15 protein-coding genes are annotated in these 15,610 nt (G+C 57.9%); 14 read left to right on the top strand and 1 reads right to left on the bottom strand.

Annotation, left to right across the window (positions count from 1 at the left end; genetic code table 11):
- Positions 1 to 24: 24 nt before the first annotated feature.
- Both LG300_RS09150 and LG300_RS09145 read left to right on the top strand, forming a co-directional pair.
- On the top strand, positions 25 to 585 hold the full coding sequence (locus LG300_RS09150) for a DUF1285 domain-containing protein (RefSeq protein ID WP_404374716.1): 561 nt from the start codon (positions 25 to 27) through the stop codon (positions 583 to 585).
- Positions 582 to 2,789, top strand: a complete 2,208-nt coding sequence (locus tag LG300_RS09145; protein WP_404374714.1) for an ATP-dependent helicase — start codon at positions 582 to 584, stop codon at positions 2,787 to 2,789. The genes LG300_RS09150 and LG300_RS09145 overlap by 4 nt, the downstream gene beginning before the upstream one ends.
- Before the next feature lie 40 nt (positions 2,790 to 2,829).
- Here the strand turns inward: LG300_RS09145 and LG300_RS09140 are convergent, their stop codons facing one another.
- A complete protein-coding gene (locus LG300_RS09140; protein ID WP_404374712.1) occupies positions 2,830 to 4,494 on the bottom strand; it encodes an electron transfer flavoprotein-ubiquinone oxidoreductase in 1,665 nt (554 codons plus the stop codon).
- Positions 4,495 to 4,869: 375 nt separating this feature from the next.
- On the opposite strand from LG300_RS09140, the gene LG300_RS09135 reads away from it, so the two are divergent.
- From LG300_RS09135 to LG300_RS09080, 12 genes are all read left to right on the top strand, one after another.
- Positions 4,870 to 5,619: an electron transfer flavoprotein subunit beta/FixA family protein gene (locus tag LG300_RS09135; protein ID WP_062373473.1), complete on the top strand. Its 750-nt coding sequence runs from the start codon at positions 4,870 to 4,872 to the stop codon at positions 5,617 to 5,619.
- Positions 5,620 to 5,664: 45 nt separating this feature from the next.
- On the top strand, positions 5,665 to 6,591 hold the full coding sequence (locus LG300_RS09130) for an electron transfer flavoprotein subunit alpha/FixB family protein (RefSeq protein WP_404374710.1): 927 nt from the start codon (positions 5,665 to 5,667) through the stop codon (positions 6,589 to 6,591).
- Between the two features lie 218 nt (positions 6,592 to 6,809).
- Entirely contained in the window at positions 6,810 to 7,421 is a 612-nt protein-coding gene (locus LG300_RS09125; protein WP_404374708.1) for a superoxide dismutase, read from the top strand.
- A gap of 251 nt (positions 7,422 to 7,672) precedes the next feature.
- Positions 7,673 to 7,894 carry a glutaredoxin-like protein NrdH gene (gene nrdH / locus LG300_RS09120; RefSeq protein ID WP_399844686.1) on the top strand — a complete coding sequence of 74 codons (222 nt, stop codon included), beginning with the start codon at positions 7,673 to 7,675 and terminating at the stop codon, positions 7,892 to 7,894.
- 9 nt (positions 7,895 to 7,903) lie between these two features.
- On the top strand, positions 7,904 to 8,368 hold the full coding sequence (gene nrdI, locus LG300_RS09115) for a class Ib ribonucleoside-diphosphate reductase assembly flavoprotein NrdI (RefSeq protein ID WP_404374706.1): 465 nt from the start codon (positions 7,904 to 7,906) through the stop codon (positions 8,366 to 8,368).
- Positions 8,369 to 8,427: 59 nt separating this feature from the next.
- Complete coding sequence (nrdE, locus tag LG300_RS09110; RefSeq protein ID WP_404378016.1) at positions 8,428 to 10,533, top strand: class 1b ribonucleoside-diphosphate reductase subunit alpha; 2,106 nt, start codon at positions 8,428 to 8,430, stop codon at positions 10,531 to 10,533.
- Positions 10,534 to 10,575: 42 nt separating this feature from the next.
- Positions 10,576 to 11,547 (top strand): class 1b ribonucleoside-diphosphate reductase subunit beta, encoded by a 972-nt coding sequence (nrdF, locus tag LG300_RS09105; RefSeq protein WP_404374704.1) that lies wholly within the window; start codon positions 10,576 to 10,578, stop codon positions 11,545 to 11,547.
- 217 nt (positions 11,548 to 11,764) lie between these two features.
- A complete protein-coding gene (locus LG300_RS09100) occupies positions 11,765 to 12,544 on the top strand; it encodes a DUF3450 domain-containing protein (RefSeq protein ID WP_404374702.1) in 780 nt (259 codons plus the stop codon).
- The gene (locus tag LG300_RS09095; protein WP_404374700.1) at positions 12,541 to 13,917 is read left to right on the top strand and encodes a MotA/TolQ/ExbB proton channel family protein; all 1,377 of its coding nucleotides are present in this window, start codon (positions 12,541 to 12,543) and stop codon (positions 13,915 to 13,917) included. Before LG300_RS09100 ends, LG300_RS09095 begins: the two co-directional genes overlap by 4 nt.
- Before the next feature lies 1 nt (position 13,918).
- The gene (locus tag LG300_RS09090; protein ID WP_404374698.1) at positions 13,919 to 14,461 is read left to right on the top strand and encodes a MotA/TolQ/ExbB proton channel family protein; all 543 of its coding nucleotides are present in this window, start codon (positions 13,919 to 13,921) and stop codon (positions 14,459 to 14,461) included.
- Positions 14,454 to 14,861: an ExbD/TolR family protein gene (locus LG300_RS09085; protein ID WP_404374697.1), complete on the top strand. Its 408-nt coding sequence runs from the start codon at positions 14,454 to 14,456 to the stop codon at positions 14,859 to 14,861. The genes LG300_RS09090 and LG300_RS09085 overlap by 8 nt, the downstream gene beginning before the upstream one ends.
- A complete protein-coding gene (locus tag LG300_RS09080; protein WP_404374695.1) occupies positions 14,858 to 15,604 on the top strand; it encodes an energy transducer TonB in 747 nt (248 codons plus the stop codon). Before LG300_RS09085 ends, LG300_RS09080 begins: the two co-directional genes overlap by 4 nt.
- The last annotated feature ends 6 nt before the right edge of the window (positions 15,605 to 15,610 follow it).

Below are 15,610 nucleotides of genomic sequence, written 5' to 3'. Positions count from 1 at the left end.
GCGGGACGGCCACGGGAGGTCGGCATGAATATTGATCGACTAATGCAGCAATCAGCAGGTTCGGCGGCAATACCCCCAGTGGATACTTGGCAGCCCGCGCTGTCGGGCGAGATGGATATCCTGATTCGGGAAGATGGCTCCTGGCTGCACGAGGGCCAGCCGTTTGCGCGCCCCGGGATTGCCCGGCTGCTCTCTAGCCTGCTGCGCCTGGATGCGGATGGCTACTGCCTAGTCACTCCCGTGGAGCGCTGGCGCATTACCGTCGTGGACCGCCCCTTTGTGGTGGTTGAGGCGGATTTCCATGATGACGCCTGGTGGCTAACCACTCAGTTTGATGACGTGGTACGCCTGGACGCCGAGCATCCCATGACGCTGACGACCACCCCGGAAGGTGAGTTAGCGCCTGAGTGTGCCATTCGGTTCGGTCTGGCGGCGCGGCTGCATCGCAACGTATTTTATCGCTTAGTAGAGCAGGCCCGTGTGCAAGAGGGGTCGGCAGGCCAGAGCGAGTGCCGTCTCTATAGTGCGGGAAGCTGGCACCTGCTTGGTCGGTGGAGCGATGGCGTGCCAAGTGAGGCGTCGTGAAGCTAACTGCCGAACAGCAGGCCGTTGTTCACCATGGGGAGGGGCATGCCCGCGTTGCTGCGGTGGCAGGGGCAGGTAAAACCACCACCATGGCTGCTCGGGTACTCCACCTACTAGCGAGCGGTGTACCGCCTAAGCGTATGCTGGTGCTGATGTTTAACCGCTCTGCAAAGGAGGATTTCCAGCGCCGCCTAGCCGGCATGGCACCTTCGGGCCAGCCGTTGCCCGATGTGCGTACCTTCCACTCCCTTGGCCATCGGTTAACCCAAAGCCTGTGCCGCTGGGGGGTGCTGACCCCTAGGCGGCTGCTGTCCGCCGAGTGGCAGATGGAGCGCCTGCTGCGTCAGGCCAGCCTGAATGTGCTTGCCAGCCAGGTAGAGCGTCGTGACGCGGCGCTGGAAGGCGATCGGCTCGAGGCGTTGGCGCATTTTTGTGGGTTAGTAAAAGCCGAAATGCTGTCGGCAGAGGCGCTTTATGAGCGCCTCAATTATGAACCAGATACCGACTATTTTCCTGCGGCCTTCGCAGAAGCCGAGCGGCTGCTGTATGCCGAAGGCGCAATGACCTATGCGGACCTGCTATACCGCCCGCTACAAGCGCTAGAGGCAGATAGCGCGCTTCGCCAACGGGTTGAAGGATTTCTGGACCATGTGATTGTCGACGAGTACCAGGACATTAATACCGTGCAGCAGCGCCTGCTGGCCGTGCTTGCTGCGCCCACTGCCAACGTGATGGCGGTGGGCGATGCCAATCAGTGTATTTACGAGTGGCGCGGCGCCCGCCCCGACACCATGCTGGAGAACTTTACCGCCACCTTCGGTAAAGCCACCGACTATCCACTTTCCACTACTTTCCGGCATGGCCATGCCCTGGCGCTTACCGCGAACCACGCCATTATGGCGAACCGGCGCAGGCCCGATCAGCTTTGCCTAGCGGAGGAGAGTAACCCCGAGACCCGCATATCCGTCGGTCAAGGTAGCCGTCTATTGCTGGATGCCCTGGTGGATTGGCAGGCGCAGGGGCGGGCGCTGGGCGATGCCAGCTTGCTGGTACGCAGCTGGGCGCTTTCGGTACCTTTTCAACTCGCCTTGCTGCAGGCGGGAGTCCCCTTCCGGCTGCTGCGTGAAGACCGCTTCGTGTTTCGTTTACCCTTGGTGCAGGCGCTGGCGGGCTATCTAAAACTCGCTCGGCGGCCCGAGCTGCTTCACGACCCCGAGCAGTTGCTCCTGCTACTGTCACAGCCAACGCCCTTTGTTGCCCGTGAGCGTCTGCAGCGTCTTGCACACCAACTGGCAGCCACCCAGCAGTGGCCTGAGCGCCACGAGCCCGTACTGGCCGAGCTTAAGCCGTTACAACGGCGCACGCTCAAAAAACGCTGGGAGCTGCTGTGCGAGTTGCCCAAACTTAGCGCTTGGCCTCCTGCCAAATTGCTGGGTTATGTGGTGGAGACCATTGATGCTGAAAAAACGCTGAAACGCGCTGCTGCAAGGCGCGACAAGGGAGAGGAGGACGTGCGCTTGCTCGACGTGCTGATTGAGCAGGCAGGGAGTGTGCAAGATCCAGATGCCTTTATTGAGCTGCTTGAGCGGCCGGTGGAGAATCAGGCGGGGGGCGTGCTGATCAGTACCGTGCATGGTGCGAAAGGCCTTGAATGGCCACTGGTGGCGGTGGCAGGCGTTAATGAAGAGGATTTTCCCCACTACAGCCGCGATAACCCGCTGGACGATGAGCGCCTAGAGGAGGAGCGACGGCTGTTTTATGTGGCCATCACGCGGGCAAAGGAGCAGTTGCTAATCCTGCATGATGGTGGTGCCCATCGGCCAAGCCGCTTTATTGCCGAAAGTGCCTGGCAGGATGGCCTGCGTGTCGCCGCTTGCCTAGCCCATCAGCAGGCGCCAGATAAGCCGTTAGAAGTGGAGTCTCCTAGCTTAGTCGCCCGTTACCTCGAGCGAGTAGGGCGCTCCGATATTGCCCTGGCCGCGCCACGGGTGAAGGAGTCTGCTGCCGGTTACCAGGTGGACCGCCACTTTTACCCCGGCCAGCGACTGCTGCACGCGTTTTTTGGCGAAGGAGAAGTGGCGGCGGTGGAGGGCAATCCCTCCGACCCAGTTATCGACGTGCGGTTTGTGCAAGCAGGGCGACGCAGGCTTATTGCCCGTCGTGCGCCCATTGAGATCATGGAACCTCCGGCGCAGCCAGCGTAGCTAGCCGCGCCGTCGCTATCCCTGTTACCTATTTGGTCTGTTACATGTTTGGATAGTTCGGGCCGCCGCCGCCTTCCGGCGCTACCCAGGTGATGTTCTGGGCGGGGTCTTTGATATCACAGGTTTTGCAGTGTACGCAGTTCTGGAAGTTAATCTGGAAGCGTGGCTTGCCTTGATCATCTTCGACGACTTCATACACCCCCGCTGGGCAGTAGCGCTGGGCAGGCTCGGCATACTTGGGCAGGTTGTCACGAATCGGTAGATCGGGATCTGCAAGCCGCAGGTGGCAAGGCTGATCCTCTTCATGGTTCGTATTAGATAAAAACACCGAGGTGGATTTATCGAACGATAGCTTGCCGTCCGGTTTCGGGTAGTTGATTTTCTCGAACTCAGCGGCAGGCTTTAGCGCGCCGTGGTCGGTCGTGGTGTCATGAACGTTGGGGAGCTTATTGCCCAGCAACTGGTTCACAAAGTTATAGGCGCCACCGCCAACCGTGCCATATTTGTGAATGGCAGGGCCGAAGCTCGCGCTCTCTTTTAGCTCCTGATAGGCCCAGCTGGCTTCCCACTTGCTGGTAAAGTTGGCAAGCTCTTGCCCGCCTTCATCGCCGCCTTTGATCGCTTCAAATACACTTTCTGCCGCCACCATGCCTGATTTCATTGCCGTGTGCAGGCCTTTGATCTTGGCAAAGTTCAGGGTGCCCGCGTCACAGCCAATCAACAGACCGCCAGGGAAGGTCATTTTCGGCAGGCAGTTGAACCCGCCTTTGGCAATGGCCCGTGCGCCATAAGCCACGCGTTTGCCGCCTTCAAGGTACTGGCTCAGCACCGGGTGGTGCTTCATACGCTGGAACTCATCGAACGGGGAGAGCCACGGGTTCTGGTAGCCGAGATCCATAATCAGGCCAACGACGACCTGCTGGTTTTCCGCATGGTAGAGGAACCAACCGCCGTGGGTGTTGCTATCTAGCGGCCAGCCGGAGCCATGTACCACCAAGCCGGGTTCATGCTTCTCGGCGGGTACGTCCCACAGCTCTTTCAAGCCGATACCGTAGTGCTGCGGGTCGCGTCCGGCATTCAGCGAGAAGTCATTGATCAGTCGCTTGCCTAAGTGCCCCCGTGCGCCCTCTGCAAATAGCGTGTACTTAGCGCGTAGCTCCATTCCCGGCATGTGGCCATCTTTAGGCGTACCGTCGGCAGCTACGCCCATATCGCCAATCAAAATACCGCGAACGACATCATCTTCGACGATTACTTCCTGAGCGGCGAACCCAGGGAAAATCTCAACCCCCAGCGACTCCGCCTGCTCTGCCAACCAGCGGCAAAGGTTGCCCGCGCTGATCACATAACGGGTAAGGCCACCGCCGGTGTTATGCATGCTCTTCGGCACCAGCGCATTGGGGATCTTTTGCGCTTTTTCGGCATCTTTTAGCAGGTAGACATCATCGCGAATAGCCGGCGTATTAAGGGGGGCGCCGCGCTCTTCCCAGTCAGGGAAAAGCTCAGCCAGCGCGCGCGGCTCGAATACTGCGCCGGAAAGAATGTGGGCGCCTACTTCAGAGCCTTTTTCTACCACGCAGACGGTTAACTCCTGCTCGGCCTCGTTTGCCTGCTGCATTAAACGGCAGGCAGCCGCGAGGCCGGAAGGGCCTGCGCCAACGATCACAACGTCAAATTCCATTACATCGCGTTCAACGTTTTCCACCCGGTTTCTCCTTATTCTCATAAGCGCCATCTTTTCACTAACAAGGGATTGAGAACTAGCTTATGAAAAGATGACCTTAATTTAAAACGGTCGTTTGCTTCTGGTTATCTCCCATGATAGGCATAATACCTGTGTCAGGTCACCCCTACGATGGCAAATGCACACTTTATGAGTGACAACAAGCGGGATAGCGGTTATGGACTACGACCAAGGCCGCACGAATTGAGTGTTGTTGCTGGCAGGTAGGCTGTGGCAAATTGATAGCGTTTTTCATTTATCAACCTATCAAACGCTTGCATGAATTTTTAGCGTCGCTACTTTTCTGGCGATGTCTGTCAGGTTAACGGCTTCTATCGAAAGCCAAGCGAGGAACCTATGAAAGTACTCGTCGCGGTGAAACGCGTCATCGACTATAACGTCAAAATCCGTGTCAAAGCGGACCATTCCGATGTGGACCTTACCAACGTCAAAATGGCCATGAACCCCTTCTGCGAAATTGCCGTGGAAGAGGCGGTGCGCCTGAAAGAGAAGGGTGTGGCTACCGAGGTCGTGGCCGTGACCGTAGGCCCCAAAGCCGCCCAAGAGCAGCTGCGCACCGCGCTGGCGCTGGGGGCCGACCGCGCCATCCACATTGAGACCGACGAGCGCGCCGAATCGCTGGCGGTGGCCAAACTGCTGGCCAAAGTGGTGGACGAAGAGCAGCCCGGTTTGGTGATCCTCGGCAAACAGGCCATCGACACCGACAACAACCAAACCGGCCAGATGCTCGCCGCGCTGACCAATCTGCCGCAAGGTACGTTCGCTTCGGAAGTCGCGGTAGACGGCGACAAGGTTAATGTGACGCGTGAAATCGACGGCGGCCTGCAAACTGTCGCGCTGACACTCCCGGCGATTGTCACCACCGACCTGCGCCTGAACGAGCCGCGCTACGCCAAGCTGCCGGACATCATGAAGGCCAAGAAAAAGCCGCTGGATGTCAAAACCCCCGCCGACTACGGCGTTGAGGTGGCTTCCAAGGTCACGCTGCTCAAAGTGGAATCCCCCGCCGAGCGCAAAGGCGGCATCAAAGTCGCCTCGGTCGACGAGCTGATCGACAAACTGAAAAACGAAGCCAAAGTGATCTAAAGTCGGCACGACGTTGATTGTCCTGCTTTGAAAGGAGCGAATTCTATGAGCATTCTGGTACTTGCCGACCTGCACGACGGCCAACTGGCCAGCACCACCGCCCACGTCGTCGCGGCGGCCCGCGCCATTGGTGGCGAGATTGATGTGCTGGTCGCCGGTGAAGGCGTCCAGGCGGCGGCAGACGCCGCTGCAAAACTCGACGGCGTGCGCAAAGTACGCGTCGCCGATAACGCCGTGTACGCCCACCAGCTGGCCGAGCCCATGGGCGCGCTGCTGGTGGAACTGGCAGGCGACTATTCCCACGTACTGGCCAGCGCCTCCACCACCGGCAAAAACGTCCTGCCGCGCCTAGCCGCGCTGAAAGACGTCAGCCAGCTATCGGATATTATCGCGGTAGAGAGCGCCGATACCTTCAAGCGCCCGATCTACGCCGGTAACGCCATCGCCACGGTGAAAAGTGACGACGCGCTGAAAGTGATCACCGTGCGCACCACCGCGTTCGATGCGGTGGGTCAGGGCGGCAGCGCAGCCGTGGAAGCGGTAGCTTTCGCCGCCGACAACGGCCAATCCAGCTTTGTCAAAGAAGAGCTGGCCCAGAGCGACCGCCCAGAACTCGGCGGCGCCAAGGTGGTCATCTCCGGCGGCCGCGGCATGGGCAACGGCGATAACTTCAAGCTGCTGGACGGCATTGCCGACAAGCTGGGGGCGGCCATTGGTGCCTCCCGTGCAGCGGTAGACGCCGGCTTTGTGCCCAACGACATGCAGGTGGGTCAGACCGGTAAGATCGTCGCGCCCGAGCTGTACATTGCCGTGGGTATCAGCGGCGCGATTCAACACCTGGCGGGCATGAAAGACTCCAAGGTGATTGTCGCGATCAACAAAGACGAGGAAGCACCGATCTTCCAAGTGGCCGACTACGGCCTGGTGGGGGATCTGTTCGAGATCCTGCCGGAACTGGAAAGTAAGCTATAAGCGCTTGAATTGTTTATAGTCAAAAGCCGGCTTCGTCAGAAGTCGGCTTTTTTATTTCTGGCAGGTTCGATAAACTGATAATAGTTGACTAAGGTACTGGGATAAAAGCTTTACCGTCCACGGCATAAAAAAATTGCCCGGGCGGTGGTTGAAAAGGGTGGAGTAAGACCACACCTAATGAAGTGAACGCAACAAAAGCCACTCAAGGAGAAGATAGCATGGCACATACCCTTCCTGAACTGCCGTACGCTTACGATGCTCTCGAGCCGAACATCGACGCAATGACGATGGAAATTCACCACTCTCGTCACCACAATACTTACGTTACCAACTTGAATGCAGTACTTGAAGGCACTGGCCTTGAAGATGTTCCGGTTGAAGAGCTGATTGCCAACTTGGATCGCGTACCAGAAGAGAAGCGCCAAGCCGTTATCAACAACGGTGGTGGTCACGCTAACCACTCCATGTTTTGGCAAATGATGTCTCCCAACGGTGGCGGCCAGCCCCAGGGTGACGTAGCCAAAGCTATCGATGCCGAGCTGGGCGGTCTTGACGCGTTTAAAGAAGCCTTCAAGAAAGCGGCCCTGGGCCGTTTCGGTAGCGGCTGGGCGTGGCTGTCCGTAACGCCTGAGAAAAAGCTGGTGGTTGAAAACACCCTGAACCAGGATAGCCCGCTGATGCACGGCAATACGCCGGTGCTGGGTCTAGACGTTTGGGAGCACGCTTACTACCTGAAGTTCCAGAACAAGCGCCCGGATTATGTTGAAGCCTTCTTCAATGTTATTAACTGGGAAGATGTTGAGCGTCGCTACCAGGCTGCTACTGCTTAAATTTGCAGTCGGCAAGCGCGGTATAGGCTCTCTATACCGTGGAAAAACCGCCCTCAATTCAGGGGCGGTTTTTTTATTGCTGGGTATAGCGCTGGTAATTGACTGTCAATAACCTGTGGATGAAAAAATACCATATATGCTTGAATTGATTTTCTCGTGGTCTATATATAGTATGCGTGCTGTCTTTTAGAGGGGTAGAGCAGTTGCTGAGCGCTACCTGAAAAATGCCGCTATGAAAAGGAAAAATAGCCATGGAAATCCAAATTTATAGCAAGCCTGCCTGCGTACAGTGCACCGCCACCTATCGTGCGTTGGATAAGCAAGGACTCGAATACACGGTGATCGATATTACCGCTGAGTCTGGTGCCCAGGAAGAAGTAGAAGCACTTGGCTACCGCCAGCTGCCTGTGGTGGTGGTAGGTGAAGAGCATTGGTCTGGCTTCCGTCCTGATCGTATTCAAACGCTGGCGTAATCGGAATTTATGTGCACTGCCGACGCGGAAGCCAAGCAAACAGGTACCAAGCAAACAGGTACGTTGGTTTATTTTTCCACTAAGTCAGGCAACACTCACCGTTTTATTGAAAAGCTTGGCTTAAGCGCCCAGCGGCTGCCGTTAAATCGTGAAGCGCCAACGCCGCGGGTAGAGCAGCCCTATATACTCATTACCCCCACTTACGGTGGCGGCGCTGTCAAAGGGGCGGTGCCGGGGCAGGTAATTCAGTTTTTAAATGACGAGCACAATCGACACCTCCTACGGGGTGTCATTGCTGCTGGTAATACTAATTTTGGTGACGCGTACGGCTTGGCGGGGCGAATCATTGCCCAAAAGTGCCAGGTGCCGCTGCTTTATCGATTTGAACTGTTTGGCACTGATGATGATGTCGCCAAGGTCCGCAAAGGAGTAGAAGAGTTTTGGAAACGTCAAGCTCAGTCTCTAAGAACGTAGCTACAAAAAACTCGGCAGAAACAAAGCGGCCTGCTGCGGGGGCAACTGAGGCGCGCACGCTGGATTACCATGCGCTAAATGCAATGCTGAACCTGTACGGTGCCAATGGCGAGCTGCAGTTGGAAAAAGACCGTGAAGCCGCACGCCAGTACTTCCTGCAGCATGTTAACCAGAACACCGTATTCTTCCACTCTTTGGAAGAGAAGCTGGATTACCTGGTAGAAGAGCAGTACTACGAAGCGAACGTGCTTGAGCAGTACAATTTTGCGTTTATTAAAGGGCTATTTGAGCAGGCCTACGCTTACAAATTTCGTTTTCCTAGTTTTCTGGGCGCGTTTAAGTACTACACCAGCTATACGCTAAAAACCTTTGATGGTAAGCGCTATCTTGAGCGTTACGAAGATCGGGTGTGCATGGTCGCACTGACGCTGGCACGTGGCGACGAAGCGCTGGCTAAGTCACTGGTGGACGAAATTATTAGCGGCCGTTTCCAGCCTGCAACGCCGACGTTCCTGAACTGCGGCAAGCGCCAGCGGGGCGAGCTGGTTTCCTGCTTCCTGCTACGTATTGAAGACAACATGGAGTCCATCGGACGCTCCATTAACTCTGCGCTGCAGCTCTCCAAGCGCGGCGGCGGCGTTGCCTTCCTGTTGAGCAATATTCGTGAATCCGGCGCACCGATCAAGCGCATCGAGAATCAGTCGTCGGGTATTATCCCGATCATGAAACTGCTGGAAGACGCGTTCTCCTACGCCAACCAGTTGGGCGCCCGCCAAGGCGCGGGGGCTGTGTATCTAAACGCCCACCATCCGGATATCTTGCGCTTCCTAGACACCAAGCGCGAAAACGCCGATGAAAAAATTCGCATCAAAACGCTGTCGCTGGGCGTGACCATCCCCGATATCACCTTCGAATTGGCGAAGCGCAACGATGATATGTACCTCTTCTCGCCCTACGATGTGGAGCGAGTTTACGGCGTAGCCTTTGGTGATATCAGCGTTACCGAGAAATATCATGAAATGGTGGCCGACGCGCGCATCCGCAAACAGAAGATCAATGCCCGCGCGTTCTTCCAAACCTTGGCCGAGCTGCAGTTTGAGTCTGGCTACCCGTATATCATGTTTGAAGATACGGTAAACCGCGCCAACCCAATTGCTGGCCGTATCAATATGAGCAACCTCTGCTCTGAGATTCTGCAGGTCAATACGCCCACCGAATATGACGACGACCTCGGTTACCGTCAGGTAGGCCAGGATATCTCCTGTAACTTGGGCTCTATGAACATCGCCAAGGTGATGGATTCCGGCGATGTCGGCACTAGCGTGGAGATTGCCATTCGCGGCCTAACCGCCGTGTCTGAAATGAGCAACCTGCGCAGCGTTCCTTCTATTGCCGAAGGTAATGCCAAGTCTCGTGCCATTGGCCTTGGACAAATGAACCTGCATGGATTCCTGGCCCGCGAGCATATCTACTACGGCTCGGAAGAGGGGTTGGATTTCACCAACCTGTACTTCTATTGCGTTGCCTTCCATGCCATTCGCGCGTCGAACCAGTTGGCCATCGAGCACGGCGAAGCCTTTGCCGGATTTGAGGACTCCACCTATGCGTCGGGAACGTTCTTTGACAAGTACACCGACCAAGCATGGCTGCCGCGTACCGAAAAAGTGCGCCACCTGTTTGAGCGCAGCGGTATTGCCCTGCCTACTCAGGATGACTGGCAAACGTTAAAAGCCTCGGTGATGGCGCACGGCCTGTACAACCGTAACCTTCAAGCGGTGCCGCCGACCGGTTCTATCTCATACATCAACCACTCCACCTCTAGCATTCATCCGGTGGCGGCGAAGATCGAGATCCGTAAAGAGGGCAAGCTGGGGCGCGTATACTATCCGGCGCCGTTCTTGAACGAAGCGAACTTCGATTACTTCCAGGATGCCTACGAAATTGGCCCCGAGAAAATTATCGATACCTATGCGGAAGCCTCCAAGCACGTGGACCAAGGCCTTTCGTTGACACTGTTCTTCCCGGACACGGCCACCACACGGGATATCAATAAGGCGCAAATTTACGCATGGCGTAAAGGTATCAAGACGCTTTACTACATTCGCTTACGCCAAAGTGCGCTTGAAGGCACCGAGGTAGAGGGCTGCGTCTCCTGTACGCTGTAACCTCGGATACGCTTTTAAGAAGATGTTTGTGAGAGAACTCTGATGACGATAATGCAACGTTTGTCGCGGGTGAATGCGATTAACTGGAATCGCCTTCAAGATGATAAGGATCTTGAGGTGTGGAACCGACTGACCAGCAATTTCTGGCTGCCGGAAAAAGTGCCGCTCTCCAACGATATCCAGTCGTGGAATACGCTGACACAGCAAGAGAAGCAGCTCACCATCCGCGTTTTTACCGGCCTAACGCTGCTGGATACGATTCAAAGCAGAGTGGGTGCGCCCGTGCTAATGGAGGATGCCCGCACGCCCCATGAAGAAGCGGTATACACCAATATCGCCTTCATGGAGTCGGTGCATGCGCGCTCCTACAGCTCGATTTTCTCGACGCTGTGTGCGACCCGCGACGTTGATGATGCGTTCCGCTGGAGCGAGGAGAACCCAACGCTGCAGATGAAGTCCGAGCTGATCCTCAACCGCTACCGCTCAGACGACCCGTTGATGCGGAAGGTCGCCAGCGTCTTCCTGGAGTCGTTCCTGTTCTACTCGGGCTTCTACCTGCCCATGTACTGGTCCAGCCACGCCAAGCTGACCAACACAGCCGATCTGATTCGCTTGATTATTCGTGATGAAGCAGTACACGGCTACTACGTGGGCTACAAGTTCCAGCAGGCGCTGGCAGAAGAGACGTCCGAGCGCCAGCAGGAAGTGAAAGACTACGCTTACGAGCTGCTGCTGGAGCTTTACGATAACGAAGTCCGCTATACCGAATCGCTTTACGATGAGGTGGGGTTGAGCGAAGACGTGAAGAAGTTCCTCCACTACAACGCCAACAAGGCCCTGATGAATCTAGGTTTTGAGCCGCTGTTCCCAAGCAGCGTCACCGATGTGGACCCGACTATTATGGCGGCGCTGTCACCCAGCGCGGACGAGAACCACGACTTCTTCTCAGGGTCCGGCTCTTCCTATGTTATTGGTAAAGCGGTCGCCACTGAAGATGACGACTGGGCGTTTTAAGCACCACGGTCGTTTAGTTCTCTGCGGGAGCCTATGGCTCCCGTTTTTTTTGCGCGTCTTCCAGCTAACTGTTATTGAATGTTAATGATAAATATTGTCATTAATTTTATTAGTGGTACGCTATGCGCTGCACGCGTTAAACGCAAATCGTTCTTATACTTAATGAATTTTAGCGGGCCGCTGGGGCGGGCGCGCTAAGCAGTAACGGAGACATAACGTGCTGAAAAGGCCTTTCTTTGCCTTGCGTGGGTGCTGGCTTGCCGGAGTGCTGGCCAGCGGTACGCTGATGGCAAGTGATGAGACAATGGATCAGGCGGCCCAAAGTGTCGAGGCCCAGCAAGCTCAGTCTGAACTGCAGCAGCAAATTGACAGTGCGGATGCAACCACGCGTTCCGCTATTGAGGAGCTACGCCGCCTAGAGCAGGAAACCCGCCAAATGGAAGCCGCCAATGCCACGCTAAGTAGCCGCCTGGCGAGCGAAGCCGAGCGCCAGCAGCGGTTAAGCCAAGCACTGGAAACATTAAGCGACACCCGTGCCGCGCTGCCCATGATCGAGCAGGACATGACCGAACAACTAACCCGTTGGATCGAGTCCGACCTGCCGTTTTTAACCGACGAGCGTCTCGCCCGCGTGGAGTCCGCCAGTAACCCCAATGCGGGAAGCGCCGAGCGCATTGCTAGCTTGCTCGAAGCCTGGCGGGCTGAGCTTGCCTACGGCCGCGAAGTGGATAGCTGGCGGGGCCGCTTGGCGTTGGAGGGCACTTCCCCAAGGGAGGTGGAATACCTGCGTATTGGTCGCATCGGCTTTTACTACCTAACGCCCGACGGCCGCGAAGGCGGTGTCTGGGATAAAGAGAGCGGTGGGTGGTTGGCGCTGGATGAACGAGCCCGTAGGCAAGTGCGTAACGGTCTGCGTATCGCGGACGACCAGCGAACGCCTGAGCTACTACAACTGCCGCTTTCGATAACGGCCAATGACCAAGGGGGCCAGCCATGAGTCTCTTGTCCCGCCCGAAAGCATGGCTTTACCGCGCGCTCCTGGCCAGTGTTTTGGTTAGTATCTTGACCAGTACCGGCGCGTTGGCTCAGGACGGCAGTGATATCGGTTCACTACGCGAAGCCCGCGAAGCCGCAGAAGCACGCGACCAGGCGCGGCTGCAGTCGTTTTTAGACGATCAGGAAGCGTTAGAGGCGGCCTTGGCAGAGGCGCGGGCCGCCCATGAGGCCGCTACGGAAGAGCAGGCGGCGCTCGAAGCGCAGCAGGAAGAACAGGCCGCACAGGCCCAGGCGCTCGCCCAGCGGCAGGAGGAGCAGGGTGAAGCGCTTAGCGCTTTATTATCAGACCTCACCCGCCACAGCGAAGAGATTCGTAATGAGCTGGGCGGCGATAGCTGGCTCACCCTGGAGGCTAGCGCGCTACCGCCACGCCTTAACGATGTCGATGTCCTGGAGCGTCGGCAAATCGAGGCCGTCGTCGATAGTCTGGCACGCTTAACGTTCAACACCGGTCGCGCCGAGCGCCTGGAGCTGCCGGTGGCCGATGCCAGTGGTGATATTGCAACGCGCAGCGTGGTGCGGCTAGGGGATTTCGCGGCCTTTACGGAGAGTGCGCTGCTACGGAAAGGGCAGGAAGAGGGGGGCGTGTTAGCGGAAGTGCCGCGTACCCCGTCGGCCATTAGCGAGCTGCTGGCGGCGTACCATCAAGGTGACAGCCGCGAGTTTGCCATTGACCCTACCCACGGCAGCGTGCTGGAAGCGCTGGCGCAGCAGCCTACGCTGTGGGAGCGCTTCCAGCAGGGGGGCTATGTGGGTTATGTCGTCGTTGTGCTGGGCGGTATTGGCCTATTGGTCGCGTTGGCCCAGTACCTATACCTGTTATTGGTCAGCGTACGCGTGCGGCGTCAACGCCAGGCGTTGAGCCAACCTAGCGCCGATAACCCCTTAGGTCGCGTACTTCAGCGCTTCAAAGAGATGGACAAGCACCAAACCCCAGAAGCGCTGGAAGCCAGACTGGATGAGGCGGTGCTCGCCGAGCTGCCGAAGATTGAGCGCGGCCAGCCCATCGTCAAACTGCTGGCGGCCATTGCGCCGCTGCTTGGCTTGCTGGGTACCGTCACCGGCATGATCGTCACTTTCCAGGCGATTACGGTGTTCGGCACAGGCGACCCGCAGCTCATGGCAGGCGGTATTAGTCAGGCGCTGGTCACCACCGTACTAGGCTTGGTAACCGCAGTGCCGCTCCTGTTTGCCCAAACGGCGCTCTCCAGCCGCAGCCGGTTTATCACCCAGGTGATCGAAGGTGAAGCCAGCGCGACGCTTGCTGACCACCTGGAAGCGCAGTCCACCCTGTCTGGGCAAACGGTGAACTAGTATGCCGAGCTTACCCCTTTGGCTAGAGCCAGTAGAGCGGCTGTTAGAGGCGGGCGGTGCTGTTCTTGTAGTGCTCGCGTTGGTGGCCATGCTGGTATTCGCCATGGCGATAGAGCGCTGGTGGTACTACCGCATCAGCTGGCGGCGCGCCCGCCGCCAGCTGGTTCGGCGCTGGGCGGCGCGTAGCGACCACCGCAGTTGGAGCGCCCGCACGCTGCGCCATGTTTGGAGTGAGGCCCTGGTGGCCAAGCTACGCCGTCCGCTGCCCTGGATTAAGCTACTCGTGGCGCTCTGCCCCCTGCTGGGGCTGCTGGGCACGGTGACCGGCATGATTACCGTTTTCGATAGCCTATCAATGAGTGATACCCATCAAGCCCGCGCCATGGCCGATGGCGTTGCCCGCGCGACGCTGCCTACCTTAACGGGGATGGCCATTGCGGTAGTAGGTATGCTGTTTATTAGCCGTTTAGAGCACGTTATCCGTCGCGAAGACCAGCGTCTGCATGACCGCTTAGCGCGTGCCTTGGAGGAAAGAGATGCGTAGACGCCGTTCCATAGAGGCTGCCGACGACAGCAATGAGGTGAATTTAACGCCGATGCTGGACGTGGTGTTCATTATGCTGATCTTCTTTATCGTCACGACCAGCTTTATCAAGGAAAGCGGCGTGGAGATTGAGCGTCCAGAAACGTCGGCGGCCACGCCGCGCCCCGATGCCCAGGTGCTGATTGCCGTCACGCCGGAAGGCGCGGTATGGGTGGATGGCCAGCCGGTGGATGTCCACCGCGTTGGGCAGCGGGTGGCCGGTATGCTGAGCGGTGAGGGGTCGGCGGTCATCCAAGCTGATAAAGACTCCACCACGGGCGTGTTGATTGAAGTGATGGATCGGCTGCAGCAGGCAGGCGTGGATCAAGTCGCCGTAGCAGCGAGCCGGAGCGCGCCATGATCCGTCATGCGTTTTCGATGCTAGGCGGTATCGCCCTGGCCGTTGGGCTTTTCTGGATGCTGGCGCTATTGGTGGCACCACCGGAGCAGCAAGTGGACGACCCCATCATGTCGATGTCGATGACCATGGTAGAAGCGCCCGAGGTGGCGCCCGAACAGGAGACGCCCCCTCCCGCGCCTGCCCAAGCGGCACCTGCGCCGCCACCCATGCCGACCCCGGCGCCTGCGCCTGTTGCCACCAGCACCATTGCGCTGCCGGAGGTGGAGCTGCCCGATGCGCCGGTAGAGCCCGTCGAGCTGGAGAGCGAGCTGCCGGAGCTAACCGAAGTCCGGCCTGATCCCGCACCACAGCCCGCACCTGAGCCTGCGCCGGAACCCGCCCCCGAACCCGCAGAAACGGCAGCACCTTCCCCTGAGCCTGCCACTGCCCAGCGGGAGGCTGCGCCAGCGGCAGAGCCAGCGCCTTCGAATGAACCGGTGAGCGTTGGGCAGGTGGCGCCGACGAGCCGCGTCAACCCAACCTATCCGCCCCGCGCCCAGCGTCGTGGCATGGAGGGCTTCGTAGAAGTGGAGTTTGTCATCCGGCGCAACGGCAGTGTGGATAGTGGCTCTATTCGCGTCACCAAGGCCCAGCCCCGTCGGGTGTTTGAAGATGCCGCCCGTGAAGCGATCGCGCGCTGGCAGTTCGAGCCAAGCCAGCAGCTACGCCGAGCCACGCAGCGTATTGAGTTCCAGCTAAGGTAGCGGTGA

Source organism: Vreelandella aquamarina, assembly GCF_044805175.1.
In the GTDB taxonomy this organism is placed as follows: domain Bacteria; phylum Pseudomonadota; class Gammaproteobacteria; order Pseudomonadales; family Halomonadaceae; genus Vreelandella; species Vreelandella aquamarina_B.
This window is presented reverse-complemented; position numbering and strand designations above follow the sequence as displayed.